Source organism: Mangrovimonas sp. YM274 (genome assembly GCF_030908385.1).
Classification (GTDB): domain Bacteria; phylum Bacteroidota; class Bacteroidia; order Flavobacteriales; family Flavobacteriaceae; genus Mangrovimonas_A.
In genome coordinates, this window is record NZ_CP133091.1 from 2,847,584 (window position 1) to 2,871,683 (window position 24,100).

A 24,100-nucleotide genomic window follows, 5' to 3' on the forward strand; every position below is an offset into this window, starting at 1 on the left:
ATGGAATATTTATTGAAATCATCAGCCATTATCATATTATTCTATGCTTGTTATAAATTGTTCCTGCAAAAAGAAACCTTTTTTCAGTCCAACCGCGCATTCTTAATCTTAGGATTGGTTTTGGCGGCCATCTTCCCTTTAATCGTTATTCCTATTTATGTGGAATATACACCTGCACCCGTGACGGCCAATTTCACCCTAGAACCGTTGGCACAAACTGAATTGGAGGATGCCTGGGAACTAACAGATGTGTTACCTTGGATATATGGTCTTGGGGTAGTATTCTTTTTATCTAAACTCTTGTTTGAAATCAATTCCCTCCTCCTCCTTTTGAAAAACCATCCAAAACAAGCTTTTGGCAAATACACCCTTATAGAAACTAACAAAAATCTAACGCCGTTTTCATTTTTCAACCGTATTGTTTACAACCCAACCCAATTTACCAAAAGTGAACTCCACCATATCATCAACCACGAAAAAGTGCATGCACAACAACTGCACTCTATAGATGTACTGCTCATTCAATTGGCTACAGCGCTTCTTTGGTTTAATCCATTTATTTGGCTTTACAAAAAAGAACTTTCCCAAAACCTTGAATTTATTGCCGATGGTAATGCACAACATTATGCCCGTTGTGAAAAGAGCTATCAAATGGTTTTGCTTAAAACCTCAACTACAAATCATCAATTGGCCTTGGCCAACAATTTTTATACATCATTAATCAAAAAACGAATCGTTATGTTACACAAATCCAAATCACACAAATTAAAGGCCTGGAAGTATAGTTTGATACTGCCTGTCCTAGCTTGGTTTTTAATGAGTTTCCATACCAAAACCGTGCTTGTTGAAGCCAACGTAAACAATGAGCTCCTCCCCAATGTTCCTGAAACAGCAACCACTATTAATGGAGCTCCAGAAACTACCGAACTAAAAATTATCATTACCAAAGATTTCTCTGAAAAGGAATTTGAAACTGTCAAAGCTGCGGCGAAAAAAGAAGGTGTGACACTCAGTTTCAGCAATATTGAACGTAATAGCAAAGGGGAAATCATAGCCATTTCTGCCGAGGCCAAAACTGAAAAGGGATCTAGCAACTTTAACCTTAATGGTACAGAACCCATCAAACCTTTTGTGTTCAACTATAACGAGAAGGGTTTTAGTTTTGGAACAGTATCTACAATGAGAGAAGCGAAAGCCTCAACCATTTCAGGAGAAGACAAAAACATTTACTTCGTTACCAGAGACACCTTAAAAGAAGAAACTCCGACAAAAATCATCATTAATAAGCAAAATATAACAACGGGAAATAATGATGTCTACTTTTCCCCAGAAAGCAGTGACTCCATTTATATTGTTAAAGATATTTCAAAAGCAATTTGGACAGATAAAAATGGAAAAACAGTAGATATTCATGCCTACCAAAACGACCAGGTAGCCACAACAATGAAATTAAAAAGCTCAGACAACATCCTTTACATAATAGACGGAAAAAAGGCCACTGCTACAGAATTGCACAACCTTGCACCCAACGCCATAGAATCTGTAAACGTATATAAAGACAATAAGGCTGTTGAATTATATGGCGCAGAAGGAAAAGAAGGGGTCATTATCATTAACACTAAAGGCAATAATACTTGGACTACAGATGACGGCTCTAGTATCGTTATCAGGAACACATCAGGAAACAAAACTTATGAAATTAGAAATAATGAGCTCTACGCCCCCTTTGAAATTTCCAAAGAAACTTCAGACTCCGCATTGGAAGCACATAAAGAGGCTTTGGCAAAAAAAAACGTAACGGTAAAATACTCCAAACTGAAACGCAATAAAGCAGGAGAGATTATCAAACTAAAAATATCCCTAAGCACCAAAAACGATAAAAAATCAAGTGCCACTTTTGAAGACCCCGATGGTATTCCAAATATCGTCTTTGGCAAAAACAAAGACAACGTTTTTGTGAAATCGATCAACTAACAAAAAAGTCCCAACAATTGCTTGGGACTTTTTTTTATTCCTTAACTCCCAATAGCCATCTCTAAAACCAACATTCGCCACCTTAAAACAAAAGGTCTGGTCTACTTACATTTTCACCATTCTCTATTTCCCCTAAAGATGAATTCCTTAAAAAATGGCACTTTTTAGATCATAATTCCCCTAGAGTTTCAAAATACCTCCCAAAAAAGCCCTACAATTATTACATTTTAAAACACAAAACACACTTAAAGCCTACATTTAAAAACAACAATGAAGATATAAGCATGTCAATTTGAAACAAATAGCATTTTATTACTTATAACTTCGAAGCCAATTTCATCAATTTCCATTAAAACGTTTGGAAATAAGCTATTCCAACCAATATCTTTAAAAAACAATCAAGAATTGAATCTATTTATTAACCCTTAAAACCTAAAAATTATGATAACTCTTGCGAAAATTTTAATCGATATAATATTCTCTATCAAATAACAATTTAGCACCTTTATAGTAAAACTTAGTTCTAGAATAAGTTTTGCTATTTTTAAGTTCTCAATATCTTAGCGGAATGAAAAAACAACTTTTTAAGGGCCTCGCAAAAATGAATAAACTCTTACTTCCAAGTTTTAGCAAACAGCAACTAGACCTAAGTAAAGCCAACAAACTTCAATTGGCTATTATTGGCTGGCGTACCTATATCACAAAAAATGCGCTGGACTAAACCGCCATAGAACCTATTCTTCATCAATAAAAACCAGCTTAAAAACTTAACATTGAAAGTAACCTTCAAAGTTGCTCAACTACAATCCATAGGTTAATTTTGTGTTTACATAAACACACCAACCATGGTAGAATATTCTAACCCCAAAGAACTTTTGACTTCCTTTCTTCATCAGCTTGATGATTTTAGTGCTTTAGACACCTTCAAATTCCTTGCGGAAGCCAGTAACCAACATTATCATAGTTATCAAATAACCTATTGGACTTTAGACAAAGAATTCAAAACACTTTTAGTTGAAATAGATCTTCTTAAAGGAAAAATGTCTTTTGGACCATGGGGTACTTGCGCTATGGAAACAGTGAAATTATAAGTCGCTTATTTTTACTCCTTAATTTGTCAGTTTTAACAAAACAGAAAAAGGCACATTCCTAAGAACATGCCTTTAGTAAAAAATTCCCTAATGCAATTAACTAATAGCATGTCAAATATATCCCATGCTTTTTAATATCTTTTACGGGTATCCGTAAACTGAACTATTATTTTCTTAAATCAACCCTAAATCCTTTACAATTGACACCAAATGAATGGCATTATTGGCATTAAACTGAAGCCGTAATCGATTGAGTCGTTTTTCTATAGAACTCAAGCTATTTGGATACACATTGGACTCTTTGAACAACTTACTAATTTGATCCTGCGAATACCCCAGAGACAATTGCCTAATCAATTCGATATCAAAATCTTCAATCTCCATCTCTGATTTTTGGCTCAAAGCATGAGAAACCTCCTTTGACAGGTATTTTTTTCCATTATAGACCTCACCCAAGGCCTGCTGCAATTCCAGCAAACCTCTGCGTCCCTTGCACACATAAGCATCAACCCCTAAATCCAGCAACTTCTTTACGGTTTGAGTTTTATCTTCAATGGAGTACACTATTATTTTAAGTTCAGTAAAATCCTCGCGGATTGCCTCCACCAAGCTCTCTCCTGAAGTAAATTCCTGTTCTCTATGATCCGATTTAAAAGAAAGGTCGGTTATCAATAAATTAAATGGGGCTTTATCTAATTTGGCCTTTTTAAGCTTAAGATAAGCCTCATCACAGTATTGCGCCTGTACCACAGTGCCAACATTTAAAGTTTGTAATACCGAAGCAACCCCTTGATTGATACTTCCTAAATCGTCAACTATTAAAACTTTACTGAACATACTATCAAATTCTTATTGATGCCTTAAATCCGGCGTCATTATTACTTTCAAAGGTAATTGAACCTTTAATGGATTTCATACGGTTTTCCGTATTTTGAAGTCCACCTTTCTTATAAATCGCAGTTCCAACACCATTATCGGTGTACTGAATGGCCATACTTTTTCCTTTTTGCTCAAATTTCAATACCACATAAGAAGCCCTGCTATGCTTTCGCATATTAACCATCAACTCCTGCAACACTCTATAAATGGTAGTTTTCTGCAAATTAGAAAAGTGCCTCCAGTCAACTTTGGAAATACTTTGTACGATAACCCTAACTTCATCATTATTGAACCCTTTCAATAACTCCATCAATGTCTCTGAAAAATTTCCTTCAACATCAATTTCACTATGTTCTTTGGAAATATCTCGGGTTTTACGGTATACTGCCTCCAGATGGTCCAAGACCTCTTCGGTTTCATTATTAGCCTGTAACTTAGCCATGATTTGATACATATCATTAGCTACCTCATCATGCACTTTTTTGGAAATACGCGTTTCGGTTTCATATACTTTCAGGAGCTTCTCCTTATTGTGTTTTACCCTTCCTACAACATAAATTGCAACAAACACCAAAATCACCAAAATCAGTGTCAAGAAGAGTTTTTGACGCTTAAATTCACTTTCCTCAAACAAACGCTGCTGTTCACTAAACTGATACCGATAATATTCAAAATTATCTTTCGCCCTTACACTAGCCTTTTCCAAACTATCCCTTAACTTTTTATACTGAACTACTTCTGGCGTACCATTTAAAAGAACCAATGTCGCCAAGGTGCTTTCTAAATATTGCGGGTTATTGAGTTGTTTTGCCTGTTCCAAAGCCTTTTGGGCATAATCTTGAGCTGTCTCCCTATCTCCTTTATCTAAATAATAATCTGACAAGTGACCATAACTCGTAATAACTCCGGGAATATAATCAATGGTTTTCCTCAAGGACAAAGCTTCCAATAAATTGGAAAGCGCGCCAGGAAGTGTTAGTTTGGCTTGTGCTAGCCCTAGATTATCCAATACTCGCGCCTTCATCTTAAGGTCTAAACGAGGTGATTTTTCATATGCTTCTTCAAAATACACCAAGGCCCTGGAGTATTCGTTTTTATCCAAATACAAATTCCCTATATTATTCAACAATGTCGCCTTGCTAGCCTCATCCTCTACCAGTTCGAGACTTTTGCTGTAGAATTCCAAAGCTTTTGAAAAATTATCCAAACTGCGATAAACAATCCCCAAGTGGTTATAAATACCTATCCTATTTTCCTTTATCATTTCAGGATTCGTCATCCCATCCAATAACCTTAAAGCTTCCACGCTGGAAATTTCACTATCGGAAAGTAACCCCATTTTCTTTTCTATGCTAGCCAACAACCTTAAATGGAAAACAGCCTTTTCAATATCCTTTCGCTTTATGCTTTGCTCTTTTTGCTTTGTAAAAAAGTTATAGGCTTTCGCCAGTTGAATATTGGATTTTGGCTGATTAACTACTCCATAGTAATAGGTCAAACTATCAACTTTAGATTGCGCATGAAGATGCAGCACCATTCCAAAAAAGAAGAAAGAAAGGATTATAAAGGTTGGTTTCATGCCTCTAAAATAACAATAAAAACAGGAGTATATCTCTTGTCTTTTATTAGAGCAATAAAAAAGACACACCATAACAGGCATGTCTTAATCAGGTTGGTTATTTGCTTCCAAATAAACTATTGGGGTTACAATGATATATGTTTATAACGGAATATTATTACGGGAATCCGTAACGCTTGTATTTTTTTTAGCCATACCAATGTTTCTACCTCTCTTGCCTCAAACCCAACTTCCTGCTCCAATTAATATCCAGACTACAAAAGCCATGATTTTCCGTAACAGGCATACACACCAATACCATGAATGGATAAGTTTATAAATTATAAAGTAAAATTAGAACAAAGACCTATGATGCCACTTCTTCTTTCATAAACTGTACCTCGTATAGATTTTTGTAGTAGCCATCCGTTCTCTTAAGCAATTCTTTATGGGTTCCCTGCTCCACGATTTTCCCTGCATCCATCACCAAAATCATATCGGCCTTTTTGATGGTTGCCAATCTATGGGCTATGACAATAGAAGTCCGTCCTTTGGTGATTTTATCTGTAGCATCCTGAATCAATTGCTCGGAATGGGAATCGACTGAAGAAGTCGCCTCATCCAACACTAACACACTAGGATTTGTTACATAAGCCCTTAAAAAGGATATCAACTGACGTTGGCCCGATGACAACATCACACCACGCTCCTTCACATTATATTGATAGCCATTTGGCAAACTCATAATGAAATCATGAATCCCTATATTTTTTGCTGCGGTTTCCACTTCTTCCTGAGTAATGTCAGGATTGTTTAAGGTGATATTGTTAAAAATGGTATCAGCAAACAAAAACACGTTCTGTAACACCACCGCAATTTGTGCTCTTAGAGATTTGAGCGTCATATCCTTGATATCGATACCGTCAATTAAAATATGTCCACTTTGAATGTCATAAAAACGGTTCAACAAATTAATGATAGTTGATTTTCCTGCTCCAGTAGCCCCAACAATAGCTACGGTTTGCCCGGCCTTTACCTCAAACGACACGCCTTTTAACACCTCTTCATTTTCTACATAAGAAAACCGCACATTCTTAAAGGAAATATCCCCTTTAAAATGTTCGGCTTCCAAAGTCCCTATATCGTCAATTTGGGAAGTAGTATCCAACACTTTAAATACCCTATCAGCTGCCACCATCCCCATTTGCAATGTATTGAACTTATTGGCTATTTGGTTTAGAGGTCTAAACAACATAGGAATCATCATTATAAAAGCAGTCAATTCTCCCACTGAAGCCGTACTATCATTTATAACTTGCAGCCCCCCGTACCATACTACCAGTCCAATGGTTATGGAGGATAGAAATTCTGCTACAGGAAAGAAGATGGAGTTATACCATACCGTTTTCAACCACCCCTTTTTATGTCGTTCATTAATGGTCTTAAAGTTTTTGTATTCAATATCCTCCCGGGTAAACAACTGCAAAATTTTCATTCCGGTAACACGTTCCTGAACAAAACTATTAAGATTGGATACCTCTGTTCTTACATCCTGGAATGCCAACTTCATGTACTTCTGGAAAATTCTGGTGGCAATTAAAACCAACGGTAAGGTTGTGAAAACGATTAGTGACAATATCCAATTCATATAAAACATCATACCTCCTACTGCCAACATTTTCAAGACATCACTAAAAATCATAAAGAGGCCTTCTCCAAAAATATCCGCAATTCGCTCCATATCGGTTACGGCTCGGGTAATCAAAATTCCCACCGAAGAATTGTCAAAATACTTCATTTTGAAACTTAGCATGTGCTTAAAAAGTTTCACCCTAATATCCTTTACCACAGATTGCCCCAACCAAGAAGCGTAATAAATAAACAATAACTGGCAAACCACTTCCAAAACCAAAACCATTACCATTAACAGGATATAGTTTAAGAAGCCATCATACTCGTGTTTCGCCATTTTAGTATCAATGGCCAACTGTAATATTTTTGGCCTTAAAGCTCCAAAAACAGCAAGTCCTAAAACAAAACACAAACTCCACAAAAACACATTTTTATATGGGCGTGTATAATGCAATAAACGCTTGAATAAGGTGACATCAAAAACATTTCCTTTCTTGGCCATAACTTGCTTTATAGTTTTATTGATTCGGGATAAACCACTTCGGTTAGATAAAGTCCATGAGCTGGCACCGAAAAACCAGCTTCACTTCTACTTTTGGATGCGATAATTTGATGAAGATCTTCCAAGGAAGTTTTTCCAAGACCTATGTTTACCATAGTACCTACAATAGCTCTTACCATATTTCGCAAAAACCTGTCCGCAGTAATGATAAAAGTGAGCTCTCCATTATTCTCCATCCACCTTGCCTCCTTAATATCACAAATGTATGTCTTTACATCTGTATTACTCTTAGAGAAGCATTGAAAGTCCTCATACTGTTTCAACACTTCACAGGCTTTATTCATTTTATCCACATCCAAAGAGACAGTCATTAAATAAGCATAATCAAAAGTAAATACATTTTTACGATTGGATATTTTGTAATGATAAGTTCTTCCTGTTGCATCAAAACGTGCGTGAGCATTCTCCTTAACCCTCAAAATATCATGAACGGCAACATCCTTTGGTAAAAATGAATTTAGTCTATACACCAAATTAAGATCCTCAACCACTTTTTCTGTATCAAAATGAGCGAACATTTGCGAGGCATGTACACCTGCATCTGTTCTTCCAGCCCCTACAATAGCAATCTCTTCCTGCAACAGCATAGACAAAGCCTCTTCCAAAACTTCCTGCACAGAAATAGCATTGGGCTGGTTTTGCCAACCGTGATAGGCCTTCCCGTTATATGATAATTCAATAAAATATCTCAATCGAAAATCTTAATTTTGCTTATGAAGCCACAAAGATAAAGTTATTCCCGCTAAGGCAGGAATCTAATATTTAAAAAAAGGAAAAGTGGTTTCCAAGACTCTTTAAAATGAAACGGATACTATTACTTTCAGATACCCATAGCCATATAGACGACAACATTATAAAATATGTCAAGCAGGCCGATGAAGTTTGGCACGCCGGAGATATTGGAGACCTAAAAGTTACCGATGCCATAAAAAAGCTTAAACCATTAAGAGGTGTTCACGGTAATATTGATGACACCACTGTAAGAACTGAATTTCCAGAACACAACCGTTTTATGTGTGAAGAGGTTGACGTATGGATTACCCATATTGGCGGTTATCCACCTCGTTATAACCCAAGGGTGAAACCAGATATTTACGAGAATCCTCCCAGATTATTCATTTGCGGCCATTCTCATATTCTTAAGGTTATGCCCGATAAAAAACTTAATTTAATTCATATGAATCCGGGTGCTATAGGTATACACGGGTTTCATAAAGTAAGAACCATGCTTCGATTTACCATCGATGGCGCCAAAATCGACAACTTGGAAGTAATAGAATTTAAACGATAAAAGGTCTATAAAGCTACTTTATAAAAAAACCCAGAGCTTTCACTCTGGGTTTTTTACGCACTAAAATAATTAAGATATAAGGTTTTATCGCAATCGATCTACAGATTTTACAAGATCTTCATCCTTTTTTATGGCTTTATTGGCTAAAACCAAAAATACGATAGAAAATATAGGAAGAAGAATCCCAATACCTTTCTCTGAAACATCAGCTTCTCCAGATAAATTTAGAGATTGATATACAAATAATCCTAATAAAATAAAGTTCAATATGATGTTAAGTCGCCCCAAAACAAATTGAGACTTCCTATTTTTATAACTAAAAATCGAGACCAAAGATAATATTGCTGACAATAAAAACAAACCTAAATACAATATATTGTCCTTTGCAAAAAATGGTGCTCCTTCCGCGGTTGTCCACAAGTGGAAAACAAAACTTAAACCGGCCGCAATACCAGTCGCTATCAATAAATAAACAGTTTGAATACGCTGTAACATCTATTTTTTCAAATTTAGCCACAAAACTAAGAGTTTCTTTTCAAAAGATATATTAAAATATAAAATAAAATTGTATTATTGCATAAGTAAGCTGCTACCCAAAAGGTTTACAGCCTATTAAATCTTCAGATTTTTTTCTAGTTTTTCCCATTTATTTCAATTTCAGAAAACTTCGAATCAAATCAATTCAGTAAATATTACATTATTTTTTATTAATATACATGTTTGAAATTTCGCAATTAAAGGAAAAGAAGCTTTCCGAGTTACAGGAAATCGCTAAACAATTGGAAGTGCCTAAATTCCGCACTCTAAAAAAACTGGATTTGGTATATCAAATTTTGGATCACCAAGCAGCCAATCCAGATGCCGTAAAAAAAGAAATCGTTGCCCAAGCAACTAGCACCCCCCCTCAAACTGAGAAAAAGGAAACGGCCCAAACTCAAAAACCACCCAGAAAAAAAAGAGAACGTATAAAAAAACCTGTTGGACAGAACAAGGAGCAACAGAAAATGGAATTTTCAGAAGGCAAAAAAGATTCTGCCCCTGCAGCTAAAGAGCAAAAACCTTCAGAAACCAATACCCCTCCGACTCCTCCCGAACAAAAGAAAACCAACGAAAAAAACACAAAACAACGTCCAAAAGATTCTGACAAAAAACAGCGTAACGATAACAAACAGAATTCAAGAGACAATAAAAACGACCATCAAGGGAACAACGGAAACAAAGATACAAGAAACCGTTACCGTGAGCCTGATTACGAATTTGACGCCATTATTAAAAGTGAAGGTGTCTTAGACATTATGCAAGACGGCTATGGTTTCCTACGCTCATCGGATTATAACTATTTATCATCTCCAGATGATATTTATGTATCCCAATCGCAAATTAGATTATTTGGATTAAAAACGGGAGATACTGTTTTAGGACATGTACGTCCACCTAAAGAAGGCGAAAAATATTTCCCTTTAATTAAAGTAAGTAAAATAAACGGCCAAAAACCAGAAGTGGTAAGAGACCGTGTGTCTTTTGAGCACTTAACGCCATTATTCCCGCAGGAGAAATTCAACATTGCAGAAAAGCAAGCCACTATTTCTACAAGAATTATGGATTTGTTCTCTCCTATTGGTAAAGGGCAACGTGGAATGATTGTTTCGCAACCAAAAACGGGAAAAACAATGCTTCTTAAAGATGTGGCCAATGCAATTGCAGCCAACCACCCCGAAGTATACCAAATGATCTTATTGATTGATGAGCGTCCTGAAGAGGTTACCGATATGCAACGAAATGTGCGTGGTGAAGTAATTGCCTCTACATTTGATAAAGAAGCTCACGAACACGTTAAAATTGCCAACATTGTCTTGGAAAAGGCAAAGCGTCTTGTAGAATGTGGTCACGACGTAGTAATTCTTTTAGATTCTATTACAAGATTGGCCAGAGCCTATAATACCGTACAACCTGCTTCTGGAAAAATATTAAGTGGTGGTGTTGATGCCAATGCGCTTCACAAACCGAAACGGTTCTTTGGGGCCGCACGAAACATAGAAAATGGAGGTTCTTTAACCATTATTGCTACCGCATTAACGGAAACTGGTTCTAAAATGGACGAGGTTATCTTTGAAGAATTTAAAGGAACTGGTAACATGGAACTACAATTGGATAGAAAAATTTCTAATCGTAGAATCTTCCCTGCTATCGACCTTACCTCTTCTAGTACACGTAGAGACGATTTATTACTGGATGATAACACCATTCAAAGAATGTGGGTAATGAGAAAATACCTTGCCGATATGAACCCTGTGGAAGCGATGGAATTCATTAATGATCGATTTAAGCAAACCAGAAATAATGAAGAGTTCTTAATCTCTATGAACGGATAGAAATTGCGAGCTTAAACAATTGTATATTATAAAAGCCCATGATTATTAATCATGGGCTTTCTCTTTAATGACATTAAAGAATACCTGTCTTTTCTTAAATATACTCAATACTCTTGAATGCCTCAATATTACTCTCTCACTTAAGTTTAAAGCAAAAAAAGTCCTTCCCTAAGGAAAGACTTTCTTATCTATCTTTTTCTTCTTCTTACAAAGAAGCTACATGCTTAGTCAAACTAGACTTCAAGTTAGCAGCCTTGTTAGAGTGAATTACATTCTTTTTAGCTAACTTATCAATCATAGAAACAACAGATGGCAAAAACTCCTGAGCCTCTTTAGCCACTTCCATTCCACGTAACCTTTTGATAGCATTACGAGTTGTCTTGTGCTGATATCTGTTAGTTAAACGCTTAGCTTCGTTACTTCTTATTCTTTTTAATGCTGACTTATGATTTGCCATTTTCTTTCTATATTAAAAAATTGTAGCCCGTAGGGGAATCGAACCCCTCTTACCAGGATGAAAACCTGGCGTCCTAGCCGATAGACGAACGGGCCATTAATGTTTCGTTTTCGAGAGCGCAAATGTAAAACATATTTATTACACTTACAACTCCTCTCAGTAAATTAATGTACTTTATTTGTAGCCCGTAGGGGAATCGAACCCCTCTTACCAGGATGAAAACCTGGCGTCCTAGCCGATAGACGAACGGGCCATTGTATTTATTGAACTTGAAATTATTTCCTTATTCAACTTTGTAATACGTTTCAAATAACGAGCAATTTCTCAATTGCGGTTGCAAAAATACAACTATTTTTAAATGCTGCAATACCTAATTCAACTTTTTTAAAAAAAATTTCTAGTAGGCTTTAGCAAACAATACTCTTCCCTTTGAAGGTTTACCCGAATACACACAAACACCTTCCTCTTCTTCCCTATCCAAAGGAATGCAACGAATAGTCGCTTTTGTCAATTCTTTAATTTGCTGTTCTGTTTCAGGAGTTCCATCCCAATGCGCAGAAATAAATCCTGTTTTGTTTTCCAAAACGTCCTTAAACTCGTCAAACGTATCAACCTCTGTTATATGGGTATTTCTAAAGTCTAGGGCTTTATTAAATAAAGATTCTTGGATCTCTGTCATCAAACCGTCTACTACCTCTACCAAATCATCCATGGCTACAGATTGCTTGGAAAGCGTATCTCTTCTCGCCAACTCAACAGTTCCGTTCTCCAAATCCTTTGGACCAATAGCTATGCGCAACGGCACTCCTTGTAACTCGTATTGTGCAAATTTGGCACCTGGGCGATGCGTTGTTCTATCATCGTATTTACAACTCACACCAATTTTACGCAATTGCTCCATAATGGATTGCGCCTTTTCAGAAACAGCCTCCAGCTGTTCTTCCGTTTTATATATAGGAACTATGACCACTTGTATTGGGGCCAAGTTTGGAGGTAATACCAACCCCTTGTCATCACTATGTGTCATGATCAACGCCCCCATAAGTCGGGTTGACACTCCCCATGACGTAGCCCAAACATAATCCAGTTTTCCCTCACTGTTGGTAAATTTCACATCAAATGCCTTGGCAAAATTTTGCCCAAGGAAATGTGAAGTTCCTGCTTGAAGTGCTTTTCCATCTTGCATTAAAGCTTCAATACAGTAAGTCTCTACAGCTCCTGCAAAACGCTCGCTTTCTGTTTTCATGCCTTCAATAACCGGTATAGCCATAAAGTTTTCAGCAAACTTGGCATAAATCTGGTTCATTTGTATGGTCTCTGCTAGCGCTTCTTCCTTAGTGGCATGTGCCGTATGACCTTCTTGCCATAAAAATTCAGCAGTTCTTAAAAACAATCTAGTACGCATTTCCCAACGCACTACATTAGCCCACTGATTGATTAAAATTGGTAAGTCTCTGTAACTCTGAATCCATCCTCTATAAGTATTCCAAATAATAGCTTCACTTGTTGGTCTTACCACTAATTCTTCTTCAAGTCTAGCTTCTGGATCAACTCTTAATTTCCCGGTATTGTCAGGGTCATTTTGTAACCTGTAATGAGTTACTACAGCACATTCCTTAGCAAAGCCTTCGGCATTTTTTTCTTCGGCCTCAAACAAACTTTTTGGAACAAAAAGTGGAAAATACGCATTTTGATGTCCTGTTTCCTTGAACATTCTATCCAATTCGGCCTGCATTTTTTCCCAAATTGCGTATCCGTATGGTTTGATTACCATACATCCTCTAACGGCTGAATTCTCAGCCATATCTGCCTTCACAACCAATTCATTATACCATTTTGAATAGTCTTCGGCTCTGCTTGTAAGATTTTTGCTCATCGTAAGTGTTTTGGCACAAAAATTGCGCTAATGTTAAATACAAGAATAGTTCGGCAAAACTAACTATTTTTGTAATGTTCAACAATAAAAATAAAAGAGATATGCAATTTAAAAGCTACGTCAAATCAAAATTGCCATTATTTGTTGTACTGGGTTTTGTATTCCTGTTAACCTCTTGCGGGTCCTACCAATATGCAGGTTATGATAACGATGGTATATACAACTCAAATGGTGTCGTTTATGAAGAAACTCCTCAAGTAGAAACTTCAGCTAATAATAACGGTTATTATAAAGCTTATTTTACCGAAAAATCCCAACAATATGAGGAAATCCCACAATCTGAAGAAATCATCTTTACCGATATTGAATCTTATGAAGGGGATTATTACAATGAGCAAGACTCAACCCAAGTAGCAGATTCCTACAAAGGATATGCCGGATGGGGTGATAATAGCACTGAAGTATCTATAAACTATTACAACAATTTTGGATATGGTTTTTGGGGATACAACTATTGGGGATATAATCCTTATAATTGGAGGTATTGGAATTATTCGCCTTATTGGAATGTTGGTTGGAATTCCGGCTGGGGATGGAACGTTGGCTGGGGATGGGGTTATTATGACCCTTGGTACTCTCCTTATTATGGAGGCTATTACGGTGGTTATTATGGATACCCATACTATGGTTACCCTAATTACAGAAGGCCTTACGCCACCTACAATGCTGGCAGAAGAGGATATCCTGGAAGTTACAACAATGCTGGAGGAAGAGTGGCAGTAAACCGAAGCAGACAAAACTCTACTTTAACCAGAGATTATAGATCCTCTGTAAGAAGAAACACTAACACTTTAACAAGATCTACCAGTAGGTCATCCTCTATTCAAAGTAATAGATCCTCAAATACGGTAAGGAGAAATAGTAATTCTAATTTTACAAGAAGAAATAATAATTCCAATGTAAGACCAAGGAACTACTCCACCCCAAGCAGAAGCACTCCTAGCATGCGCAGTGGAGGCTCTTCTAGAGGTTCTATGGGAACAAGAGGAGGAGGGTCGCGATCTTCTTCAGGAAGAAGACGTTAATTTTGGCCAAAGTAAATTTATAATCCAATTAACCAAATTGTATGAAAAAGTTAAGTTTCCTAATTATAGGTGTGCTTTCTATGTCCCAACTTATGGCTCAGGATATTTCCGAAGCACTAAGATATTCTTCTGACGACATACAGGGAACCGCTAGATTCAGATCCATGTCTGGTGCATTTGGAGCCCTAGGAGGTGATCTTTCAGCACTAAGTATAAACCCTGCCGGGTCTTCCATTTTTACACGAAGTAACATTACGGCTTCATTATCTGTTCAAACCTTAAACAATGATGTAAACTATTTTGGAGGCCATAGGTCTTCTTCCGAATCAAAATTTGACTTGAACCAAGTAGGGGCCGCATTTGTGTTTACCAATACCAATATCAACTCTCCCTGGCGTAAGTTTGTGCTTGCGGTTAGTTATGACAAAGTTTCTAATTTTGAAAATGACTGGGTTGCCTCTGGAACCAATACAAGCAATTCCATCGGTTCCTATTTTAGTGGTTACGCACAAGGTTTAAGACTTGATGAAATCTCAGCCTTTCCTGGAGAATCGTATTCCGAAGCTTATTCCGCAATCGGTTCGGCCTATGGCTACAATCACCAACAGGCTTTTTTAGGTTATGAATCATATATCATAGACCCAGAAAATGATGTAGACAGCAATACTACCTATATATCCAACATTGCTCCGGGTTCTTACCAACAACGGTACTATTATTCTGCAAGAGGCTATAACGGAAAACTATCTTTCAACATGTCTTCTCAATTTAAAGACAAATTGTATTTAGGCCTTAACCTAAACACCCATTTCATTAATTATGAACGTTACACCTATTTAAACGAATCCAATAATAATACGGGCTCTTTAATTAATGAAGTAGGTTTTGAAAATGGTTTATATACCATTGGAACCGGTTTTTCCTTCCAACTTGGCGCCATAGGAAAGCTAACTGAAGCTTTTAGATTAGGGCTTACGTACACCTCCCCTACTTGGTACACAATAGCTGAAGAAACTACGCAATACCTAGAAACCTATCGAATTGAAGCAGGCCAGGAAATAGGACAAGTTATCAATCCAAATATTATCAATATTTTCCCTGACTATAGATTACAGACACCTGGGAAATTTACAGGAAGCTTAGCCTATGTTTTTGGAGATAGAGGACTTCTTAGTTTTGACTATTCCATTAAAGACTATTCCAATACTAAATTCAGACCAAAATCCGACCCGTATTTTTCCAGTCAAAATTCTTTAATAAGAAATACACTTTCCACAGCTTCCTCTTATAGAGTTGGTGGCGAATATCGGATACAGCGCATAAGCTTAAGAGCTGGTTACAGGTTTGAAGAAAGCCCTTATCAAAATGACAGTCTTTACGGAGACCTAAATGGCTACTCATTCGGAATTGGATACAACTTTGGAAATTTCAAAATTGATGCAGCTTTCGATCAATCCAAACAAGATATTAACTATCAGCTTTACAACGTAGGACTTACTGATAGTGCGCTAATTGATTCTAAAGTGAGTAATTTTGTAGTATCCCTTAGCTTTAATCTTTAATCAAGAACTTTTTTAATAAAACAGGCCCTTGAATTTAATCTCAAGGGCCTGTTCCTTTTTACCACAAACTACAATATTCTAACTTTGTTAATTTCCATAAATAGATAAAATGTTTCTTTTACCTAAAGTTCCCAAAAACAATAGGTCTACCCCATAATTAAAATCATTTTCCCAATAGTATGCTTATACAATAAAAAAAATCCCGAACCATATAGTTCGGGATTTTTTGTATCGTTTTATTTTATTTTGAACACTTATTAACGTTTCAGGGTAAAGTGCGCCTTGAACTCTTTGCTCTGCCCCGTCGATGGTTCCACGTACTCCACAACAAACCAGTAGTCGCTGCTCGGCATCGCTGCTCCGTTGTACGTTCCGTCCCATCCTTCGCTAGATGGTGAGATCTGCTTTATAAGCTTTCCTTGCCTGTCGAAGATGAAGATCCTAGTCGCCGATTGGTCACTAAATCCAACAATGTTCCAAGTGTCGTTATAACCGTCACCGTTAGGCGTAAAGAATAACGGATAATCCAATACTGTCACTCTGGTGCTAGCCTCTCCACAGCCCAAAATATCTCTTGCAGTTACCGTATGCTCTCCCCATGGCACGTTCTCGAACACACCGCTCTCCTGCCATGGCCCGTCGTCCAGACTGTACTCATAGCTGCTGTCTCCGCTGGCCGTGGCCACCACGACATGGTTGTCTGCAAAGGCCTCGGTCACCACTTCCGCTACAATGCTCGGCGGTGCGCTCTCGATCACCTCAGTGGTGTCCGTGCGCTCACACATGGTCACCGTAGAAGTCGATACGTCGATTACCGTTACACTGTAGATTCCCGCTTCTGTCGGTTCATAGCTACCGCCGGTAGCCCCCGCAATCTCCTGACCGTTGAAGTACCAGATGAACAGATAGTCAGGTTCCGTTAGCCCTGTCTCCAATACCGGTGGGTCGATCGCCTCGGTTCCGTTGGTATCCAGACACAGCACATAGCTGTCGTAAAGGTCGAACACCGGCTGTGGGTTCACCTGAAGGGTCAGCTCTGCCACCGCGTAACAGATGGAGTCCGGTGTGGTATCGTTGTCCACACGGGCATAGATCACCTGTGGGTTGACCACGTTCTCATAAAGGGTCGGCAATGGGCTTGTACCCGCTTCGGCATCCGCCTCGCTGGCATAGTAGCTCACCGTATAGTTTGCTGGGTCCTGTCCGTCCAACAGTTCCGCGTCCATGGCAGACAGGTCGAACTGCACGCTGTCGTCGGTCGGATCTCCGTCCACTTCCATATTGTCATCACAAAGCTCATAGAGGATGGCCTCCATGTCCGGATTGGCCTCCGCCGCTTCCTGTACCTCCACAAAGAAGCTCTGAGTACTTATCGAACAGCCTGTATCCAGATTGGTGATCGCCACAAAGATCTGCTGCGGGTTCACGGTGTTGGTGAACGGGCTCACAAGGTCGTTGTCCCCATTGTCCGCATCCAACTGCGATACGTGGTAGCTCACCCCATAGAGCGCAGGGTCCTGTCCGCCCAGCACCTCTTCGTCCTTCTGAGACAGGTCGAAGGCATAGGCCCCTTCCGTGTTGTTCTCACAGGCCACGATGTCCGTTACGGCAACTGCCTCCGGCAGTGGGTTCACCAAGATATCAAAGTCCACGATCGTATAACAGTCCGTGATGTCGTTGGCCACGCGCACATAGATGGTCTGTGGGCTGGAAATGTTCCCATAGGCCGTTGGGTCAGGGATTGCATTGGTATCCTGTTCCGCATCAAAAAGGCTCTCGTGGTAGCTCGCCGATACACCGGCCTCTCCGTTGATGATATAGGTCTCGTTCTCCGTAAGGTCGAACAGCTCCACCTCGTCTCCCGTGTTCTCATCGTCGCACAGTGCAATATCAGATGGGTCCTGGCTCGGGGTAGGGTTCGGCAATACGCGGATGGTCAAGGTCGTCTGGTCCGTACAGCCCGTGTCCGTATCGGTAACCACCACATATAGGGTCTGTGGGTTCGCCGCCACTCCGTTAACCGAAGTGTTCACATAGGCCGTTGGGTCCGGGATCGCATTGGTCCCCGCATCGGCATCAGCCTGGGTCTCGTAGTAGCTTACGCTCCAGCTCCCCTCATTGCCCGTGATCTCCCCGTCCTTTACCGTAAGGTCGAACACCGTCAGCTCATCCGCAACATCGTCGTCGCAAAGCTGCAGCGGCGTTGGCTGCACCGCTACCGGTGGCAGTTCCACACGGATCTCAAACTCGCCCGTGCTCACACAGCCGTTGTCAAGGCTCTCCAGCCTTACGTATATCATCTGTGGGTTGGTCTGGTTCACATAGCCCCATGGATTGGCGATCGGTGCCGCTCCGGACTCTGCGTCCGCCATGGTAAGGTGGTAGCTAAGCTCGAACTGCGATGGGTCCTGCGCACCGAGGATCTCGGCATCCATACCGGTCAAATCGAAGCTTGCATAGCCGTCCGTGTTCGTATCGCAGATTACATAGTCCTCGATGGCCGTTGGCACTACCGGTGACGGCAGTACGTTAAGCTGTAGGCCAACCACGCTGTGGCAGCCCGTTACCATGTTCTCCGCTCTGGCATATACCACCTGGGCATTGGCCACTATATTGTCATAAGGGCTCAAGAGCACATTGTCCCCGCTCTCGGCATCCGATATCGTCTCATGGTAGGTGATGGCAATGTCCAGCTCACCGTTGATGATCTCCTGCGTGCGCTCCTCCAAATCGAAGCTCGCATAGCCGTCGTTGTCACCGTCACATTCCTCCAATGGCGTCGGGTCTGCCTCCGGTGACGGGATCGGGTTCACCCTCAGGTCCAGGATCACCGTGCTGTAGCAGCCCGTATTGCTGTTCTCCGCTCTCACGAAGATCGTCTGTGGGTTGGCAATGTTCGTATAGGGGCTCACAAGGGCATTGTCGCCGTTTTCGGCATCTGCCAGCGTAAGGTGGTAGCTCAGTACAATACCCACCTGTCCGCCAAGGATCCCGTCGGTACTCTCCTCTAGTACAAAGGACTCCTGCTCGTCGCCCGGGTTGTTGTAGTCACAAAGCTCCAATGGCAGCGGCTGCATCAATACCGGCAGGGCGTTCACGATAAGCTCCAATGGTACGACCTTGTGGCAGCCGTTGGCACTATCCTCAACGCGTACCCACACCTGCTGTGCAAACGGTACCGTATTGGTAAAGCTCAATGGGTTGGGGATGGCAGAGGTGCCCGATTCGGCATCGTCCTCAGTCAGGTAATAGGATACGCCGTACTGTACCGGGTCAAGCCCGTCAAGTACCTCCGCGTCCTTGAGCGTCAAATTGAACTGTGCATAGCCGTCGCCGGAGGCGTCGTCGCAGACCTCAAGGGCCGTTGGCTCCTCCAACTGTGGGGTTGGGTGCACCACAAGCACAAGCTCCACGATCGTCGCACAGTCCGTTGCGATCGTTGCGCTCTCAACACGCACATAGAGCGTCTGGGTATTGGCCACAATATTGTTGTAAGGGCTCGACAGGGCGTTAACGCCGTTGTCCGCATCCGCCTGCGTCTCGTGATAGGTAAGTACCAGTCCCGTCGTACCTCCCGTGATACCGGCATCCGCATCAGACAGGTCGAACACGCCAAAACCGTCGCTGTCCGCATCACAGTACTCCAATGGATCTGGAATGTTAGCCTCTGGGGCCTGTTCCACTACAAGGCCCAAGGTCGTCGTGCTGTAACAGCCCGTTTGGATATCTTCTATGCGTACGAAAACCGTCTCGCCCGTAGTCCCGAAATAAGGGATTGCAAGGGCATTGGCTCCAGACTCGGCATCGGCCAGGGAGCCATGGTAGCTCACCGCATAGGCAGGATTGTTTCCGTTGATCTCCGTATTCTTTATCGTAAGGTCAATGTCAGTCATTCCGTCAGGAACGTTGTCGTCACACACCTCCAATGGGGTTGGCGCCACATAACTTGGCAGTGGGTTCACCTCAAGCTGGAAACTTGTGGTCCCGTAACAGTCCGGATAGGCAGGGTCCTCTACCCTTACATAAATGGTCTGTGGGTTTGTTGTGTTTCCATAGGCCGATGGCGTGGTGATCGCTCCCTGTGCCAATTCGGCATCCGAAAGACTGGTATAATAGCCTACATTGTATACCGATGGGTCCTGCGCCCCCAGGATAAAACTGTCCTGAACGGTTAGGTCGAAAGTAGCTTGCTCTGGGACAGAAGGATCTTCTGTACAAAGTGACAAACCTGATACTTCGAAAGCCTGAGCCCTATAATTTACTACCAAATTGAAGACAGGGTTTGCAGATGCAATATAACAATTGGAATCTCCTATACTTTCTACCCGAACATAAATAGGCTGAGGATTAACCGTATTGACATATGGACTTACTAAAGCTCCTGTACCTGCATCGGCATCAGCAGAACTTGTATAATATGTCACTAAAAAGTTACTACTCGGCTGTAATCCTAAAATTCCAAAATCCTGAGAGTTCAAATCAAAAGATTCAAAGCCATCATTACTAATATCGTCACAAAGTTCTAAATCCAGAACTGGGTTTATAGTAGGCTGCCCCGTTACATTTAAAGTAAAAGACAACACTTCATAACATCCAGAATCTAAATACTCTACTCTAATATAAATACTTTGACCATCGGTTCCCGAATATGCTCCTGATGTTGTAACTTCATTAATATCATCCTCAGCATCTTGTTGAGTTTCATGGAAGGTAACTTCCAATTCATCTAGGTTGGTTGCACTAGCCAATACAACAGATGTATTGGATTCTAAATCGAAAATATATGGAGGTACTCCGTTATCACACACATATAAATTGTTTGGAGCTTCCGTAACGATTTCAGGCAATACTTCAATACATACTTCTTCTGAATATTCACAGCCAAAACTATCAACAGATGTATAGGTATAACAATGCATTCCTGCAGTTGAAGGTTGCACTGTAATAACATTATCCGTTGTATCTATGATTGAAGCATCTGCCCCCCACGATTCACTTTCAATATCAGCGGTAAAGGATAACTCAGGAGGTTGAATATTAGGATCAAAATTCATTCCCCAAGAGAAAATATACCCATTATCTATACTCAAATTATCAACAATTTCAATACACCAATCTCCATTTAATGGACTTCCTATTAAGGATGCAAAGGACTCTATTGGCAAATAGGTTCCTGGAGCCCAAGAATTGCCAGGAGGATTTGACCCTGCCGTAATTGTTGGCGCATTTTGAAGCAATGTCGTTCCTGACATGGACCAACAATAATCAGCTCCTACACCTGGAGTATTTGAATTATCATCGTTGGCGCCTCCAAAATACGTTCCTCCACCAGCCTGTACAAACAATTCGGCTTCCTGACCATTTGGAGAAATAATTGTAATGTCCAAGTCTCCTGAATAAGAGTGTTCCATATTCACACAAACATCCAATAATTGATTGGCATCTGTCAAGGTTTGATCTGAAGCAAAGCAATCTACCGTGATACATGTACTATAAACCGCTCCCGAACCATCAGGCAAAAAGGTAGTTCCACTTACTGGAGGGGTACATTCATTTATATATTCAACCGCATTTACAACACCATCAATTGTGGTTGAATCTCCAAAACAGATCACACTTTCAGCAGCTTCAGTTCCTGTAAAATCAGGTGCTGGCGCAACCTGTATCACTTGATTAATTAAATTCGTATTAGCACAACCCTCTGGATCCACACTGGTGTTACCGTCCCTTACATTCAAGTTAAGAAGGTATACTCCTGGCTCGGAAAAAGTAAATGATGCTGTCTGCCCCTCTACTATTTGTCCATCACTAGACTCCCACTCATAGGTTGCTCCCGTACCATCAAATTCAAAATCTCCACTACCGGTAACTGTTACTGGCTCATTAATACACACTTCAATATAGCCGTCGTCATTAGGTTCCGGAGTAGCCGAATCCAGTTGTGACACAACCGTTTGACAAGGTGTCATACACGATATTTCTGCAGCCCATCCTGTTGTAACACCTGAGTCGTTTGATACAAACTGAATGGTTAAACATCCTGACGTATTATCTGGTGTTGCGGTTACAAACCCAGGATTATTAGCCCCATCAAAAGTTCCAAAAGCATCCGCTGCTACACTATCCCCATCATATATGGTCATAGTATCTGCGCCTAATTGCGTACTAAAGGCTGTAAAATTAAGCTGTACAAGCTGCCCATCACTTTCAGGACATATGGTAATAACAATATCTTCTCCCGAAGCATAATTTCCTGCGGCTCCTCCTGAATCATAGAACATACCAGAACACTGAGAAAATGTTCCATCCTGCATCACGAGGTCCTGTGAAAATGAGACAAAAGAAGATATCAAGAAAAATACAAGTAACGTTTTTTTCATAATTAATTTTGTAGTGAGGGGTTATTTTTGAAATTGAGACTTTATAATAATGAAGTAATTAGTATTATCTACTCTATACATTTGTCCCGAATGACCATTTACATTGAACAAATATTTTAATGGATTAAAATTTTCAGGACTAAAAACTGTATCCCTTTTTAAATTGTCCACATAATAGTTACACAAAGGAACTTCAGACAAAAGGGGACATTCTTTTTGATCTTGAGGATTTGAAATCATTTGAATCGCTATACGGTTTCTAAGCAAATTCTTTATATCCTTAACGCGTTGTGGATAATTAAAAACATATTTCTTTGATTGATTCCCGTATACCTCATCAATCTGCGTTAATTCCTTTGTAGAAAAAGGGGCATTAACATTGTCCTTATATACCACGTGGGTAACGGTTTGCCTATTTTGAGGAGTCTGCGAGACCGAATAATTAATGGAAAAAAAAGTAAAACCTACGATAAGTAGGGAGGGTAGTTTTAATTTCATATTGAGTTTAGCTTTTAAAAAGTGCGGAATTTAAGGATTTTTTAATAAAACATTAGCACTCTATTAATGATTTTAACACTTGCTTTGTGTAATGATATAACAGCTCAAATTAAAAAACCCCTACCCGCAATTTGATTTTTTTAATTGCTTATCTTTGCAATCTGTTTAATAAGAGCTTATTTTGAATTTTTGAAATGAAAATAGAAAACGACATAGAAGATTTTGAAGCTTTAGGGAACGATCATATTGGTACTTCGGCAAATACACCGATGAGAGAAGATGCCTTCAAACTTTCCAATGATGAAAAAATCGATATCATCAAGGATGATGTGCGCCATATCATGGAAACTTTAGGTTTAGACCTAACCGATGACAGTTTAAAAGGCACCCCAATGCGTGTTGCCAAAATGTTCGTAAAAGAAATTTTTGGAGGTCTTAATCCCGACAAAAAACCTAATGCTTCTACTTTTGATAACAAATACAAATATGGAGAAATGTTGGTGGAAAAAAACATCACCGTATACTCCACTTGTGAGCACCACTTGCTTCCAATCGTAGGAAAGGCCCATGTTGCCTACATCTCTAACGGAACGGTAGTAGGGCTTTCAAAAATGAACCGTATTGTTGATTATTTTGCCAAACGTCCACAAGTACAGGAACGTTTGACCATTCAAATAGTAAAAGAACTTCAAGAGGTTTTAAATACCGAAGATGTTGCCTGTGTTATCGATGCTAAACATTTATGTGTGAACTCTAGAGGAATCAGAGATGTGGACTGCAGCACAGTAACTTCGGAATTTGGCGGAAAATTTAAAGAGAAAGAAACCCGTAGAGAATTTCTGGATTATATTAAATTAGACACCCAATTTTAGTTTAAAAACCT

General features: G+C 39.8%; 17 protein-coding genes and 2 tRNA genes. 8 read left to right on the forward strand and 11 right to left on the reverse strand.

The features are described 5' to 3' along the window. From RBH95_RS12285 to RBH95_RS12295, 3 genes are all read left to right on the forward strand, one after another. Positions 1-1,974, forward strand: coding sequence for a M56 family metallopeptidase (locus RBH95_RS12285; protein WP_307899886.1), 1,974 nt, complete (start codon positions 1-3; stop codon positions 1,972-1,974). Positions 1,975-2,542: 568 nt separating this feature from the next. After that, positions 2,543-2,695, forward strand: coding sequence for an SsrA-binding protein (locus tag RBH95_RS12290; RefSeq protein WP_307899887.1), 153 nt, complete (start codon positions 2,543-2,545; stop codon positions 2,693-2,695). A 124-nt stretch (positions 2,696-2,819) separates the two neighbouring features. Beyond that, positions 2,820-3,065 carry a hypothetical protein gene (locus tag RBH95_RS12295; RefSeq protein ID WP_307899888.1) on the forward strand — a complete coding sequence of 82 codons (246 nt, stop codon included), beginning with the start codon at positions 2,820-2,822 and terminating at the stop codon, positions 3,063-3,065. A 174-nt stretch (positions 3,066-3,239) separates the two neighbouring features. Here RBH95_RS12295 and RBH95_RS12300 read toward each other — a convergent pair whose 3' ends face one another. From RBH95_RS12300 to truA, 4 genes are all read right to left on the reverse strand, one after another. Further along, entirely contained in the window at positions 3,240-3,902 is a 663-nt protein-coding gene (locus RBH95_RS12300; RefSeq protein WP_307899889.1) for a response regulator, read from the reverse strand. 4 nt (positions 3,903-3,906) lie between these two features. Then, positions 3,907-5,523 carry a tetratricopeptide repeat protein gene (locus RBH95_RS12305; protein WP_307899890.1) on the reverse strand — a complete coding sequence of 539 codons (1,617 nt, stop codon included), beginning with the start codon at positions 5,521-5,523 and terminating at the stop codon, positions 3,907-3,909. A gap of 346 nt (positions 5,524-5,869) precedes the next feature. Then, positions 5,870-7,636 (reverse strand): ABC transporter ATP-binding protein, encoded by a 1,767-nt coding sequence (locus RBH95_RS12310; protein WP_307899891.1) that lies wholly within the window; start codon positions 7,634-7,636, stop codon positions 5,870-5,872. A gap of 8 nt (positions 7,637-7,644) precedes the next feature. Next, positions 7,645-8,388, reverse strand: coding sequence for a tRNA pseudouridine(38-40) synthase TruA (gene truA / locus RBH95_RS12315; protein WP_307899892.1), 744 nt, complete (start codon positions 8,386-8,388; stop codon positions 7,645-7,647). A gap of 107 nt (positions 8,389-8,495) precedes the next feature. Between truA and RBH95_RS12320 the strand changes: the two genes are divergently transcribed. Then, entirely contained in the window at positions 8,496-8,987 is a 492-nt protein-coding gene (locus RBH95_RS12320; protein WP_307899893.1) for a metallophosphoesterase, read from the forward strand. 84 nt (positions 8,988-9,071) lie between these two features. Here RBH95_RS12320 and RBH95_RS12325 read toward each other — a convergent pair whose 3' ends face one another. Next, entirely contained in the window at positions 9,072-9,482 is a 411-nt protein-coding gene (locus RBH95_RS12325) for a DUF4293 domain-containing protein (protein WP_307899894.1), read from the reverse strand. A gap of 221 nt (positions 9,483-9,703) precedes the next feature. On the opposite strand from RBH95_RS12325, the gene rho reads away from it, so the two are divergent. Then, a complete protein-coding gene (rho, locus tag RBH95_RS12330; RefSeq protein WP_307899895.1) occupies positions 9,704-11,359 on the forward strand; it encodes a transcription termination factor Rho in 1,656 nt (551 codons plus the stop codon). Positions 11,360-11,564: 205 nt separating this feature from the next. On the opposite strand, the gene rpsT is transcribed toward rho, so the two are convergent. From rpsT to proS, 4 genes are all read right to left on the reverse strand, one after another. Then, positions 11,565-11,816, reverse strand: a complete 252-nt coding sequence (rpsT, locus tag RBH95_RS12335) for a 30S ribosomal protein S20 (protein ID WP_307899896.1) — start codon at positions 11,814-11,816, stop codon at positions 11,565-11,567. Positions 11,817-11,839: 23 nt separating this feature from the next. Beyond that, positions 11,840-11,911: transfer RNA gene (locus tag RBH95_RS12340), tRNA-Glu, on the reverse strand. A gap of 86 nt (positions 11,912-11,997) precedes the next feature. Continuing rightward, positions 11,998-12,069, reverse strand: a tRNA-Glu gene (locus RBH95_RS12345). Between the two features lie 144 nt (positions 12,070-12,213). Continuing rightward, on the reverse strand, positions 12,214-13,692 hold the full coding sequence (gene proS / locus RBH95_RS12350; protein ID WP_307899897.1) for a proline--tRNA ligase: 1,479 nt from the start codon (positions 13,690-13,692) through the stop codon (positions 12,214-12,216). A gap of 101 nt (positions 13,693-13,793) precedes the next feature. On the opposite strand from proS, the gene RBH95_RS12355 reads away from it, so the two are divergent. Next, the gene (locus RBH95_RS12355) at positions 13,794-14,777 is read left to right on the forward strand and encodes a hypothetical protein (protein WP_307899898.1); all 984 of its coding nucleotides are present in this window, start codon (positions 13,794-13,796) and stop codon (positions 14,775-14,777) included. Between the two features lie 41 nt (positions 14,778-14,818). After that, positions 14,819-16,339, forward strand: coding sequence for an OmpP1/FadL family transporter (locus tag RBH95_RS12360; protein ID WP_307899899.1), 1,521 nt, complete (start codon positions 14,819-14,821; stop codon positions 16,337-16,339). 257 nt (positions 16,340-16,596) lie between these two features. Here the strand turns inward: RBH95_RS12360 and RBH95_RS12365 are convergent, their stop codons facing one another. Both RBH95_RS12365 and RBH95_RS12370 read right to left on the reverse strand, forming a co-directional pair. After that, on the reverse strand, positions 16,597-22,719 hold the full coding sequence (locus RBH95_RS12365) for a T9SS type B sorting domain-containing protein (protein WP_307899900.1): 6,123 nt from the start codon (positions 22,717-22,719) through the stop codon (positions 16,597-16,599). Between the two features lie 21 nt (positions 22,720-22,740). Further along, positions 22,741-23,217: a hypothetical protein gene (locus RBH95_RS12370; RefSeq protein ID WP_307899901.1), complete on the reverse strand. Its 477-nt coding sequence runs from the start codon at positions 23,215-23,217 to the stop codon at positions 22,741-22,743. A gap of 194 nt (positions 23,218-23,411) precedes the next feature. On the opposite strand from RBH95_RS12370, the gene folE reads away from it, so the two are divergent. After that, positions 23,412-24,089, forward strand: a complete 678-nt coding sequence (gene folE / locus RBH95_RS12375; RefSeq protein WP_076664189.1) for a GTP cyclohydrolase I FolE — start codon at positions 23,412-23,414, stop codon at positions 24,087-24,089. The last annotated feature ends 11 nt before the right edge of the window (positions 24,090-24,100 follow it).

Bases quoted from the DNA above. Each gene is read 5' to 3' on its own strand.
- RBH95_RS12305 (WP_307899890.1), bottom strand. From the start codon at position 5,523: ATGAAACCAACCTTTATAATCCTTTCTTTCTTCTTTTTTGGAATGGTG.
- RBH95_RS12300 (WP_307899889.1), bottom strand. From the start codon at position 3,902: ATGTTCAGTAAAGTTTTAATAGTTGACGATTTAGGAAGTATCAATCAA.
- RBH95_RS12370 (WP_307899901.1), bottom strand. From the start codon at position 23,217: ATGAAATTAAAACTACCCTCCCTACTTATCGTAGGTTTTACTTTTTTT.
- rpsT (WP_307899896.1), bottom strand. From the start codon at position 11,816: ATGGCAAATCATAAGTCAGCATTAAAAAGAATAAGAAGTAACGAAGCT.
- RBH95_RS12325 (WP_307899894.1), bottom strand. From the start codon at position 9,482: ATGTTACAGCGTATTCAAACTGTTTATTTATTGATAGCGACTGGTATT.
- RBH95_RS12365 (WP_307899900.1), bottom strand. From the start codon at position 22,719: ATGAAAAAAACGTTACTTGTATTTTTCTTGATATCTTCTTTTGTCTCA.
- RBH95_RS12295 (WP_307899888.1), top strand. From the start codon at position 2,820: ATGGTAGAATATTCTAACCCCAAAGAACTTTTGACTTCCTTTCTTCAT.
- RBH95_RS12320 (WP_307899893.1), top strand. From the start codon at position 8,496: ATGAAACGGATACTATTACTTTCAGATACCCATAGCCATATAGACGAC.
- folE (WP_076664189.1), top strand. From the start codon at position 23,412: ATGAAAATAGAAAACGACATAGAAGATTTTGAAGCTTTAGGGAACGAT.
- RBH95_RS12290 (WP_307899887.1), top strand. From the start codon at position 2,543: ATGAAAAAACAACTTTTTAAGGGCCTCGCAAAAATGAATAAACTCTTA.
- RBH95_RS12310 (WP_307899891.1), bottom strand. From the start codon at position 7,636: ATGGCCAAGAAAGGAAATGTTTTTGATGTCACCTTATTCAAGCGTTTA.
- rho (WP_307899895.1), top strand. From the start codon at position 9,704: ATGTTTGAAATTTCGCAATTAAAGGAAAAGAAGCTTTCCGAGTTACAG.
- proS (WP_307899897.1), bottom strand. From the start codon at position 13,692: ATGAGCAAAAATCTTACAAGCAGAGCCGAAGACTATTCAAAATGGTAT.
- RBH95_RS12285 (WP_307899886.1), top strand. From the start codon at position 1: ATGGAATATTTATTGAAATCATCAGCCATTATCATATTATTCTATGCT.
- RBH95_RS12355 (WP_307899898.1), top strand. From the start codon at position 13,794: ATGCAATTTAAAAGCTACGTCAAATCAAAATTGCCATTATTTGTTGTA.
- RBH95_RS12360 (WP_307899899.1), top strand. From the start codon at position 14,819: ATGAAAAAGTTAAGTTTCCTAATTATAGGTGTGCTTTCTATGTCCCAA.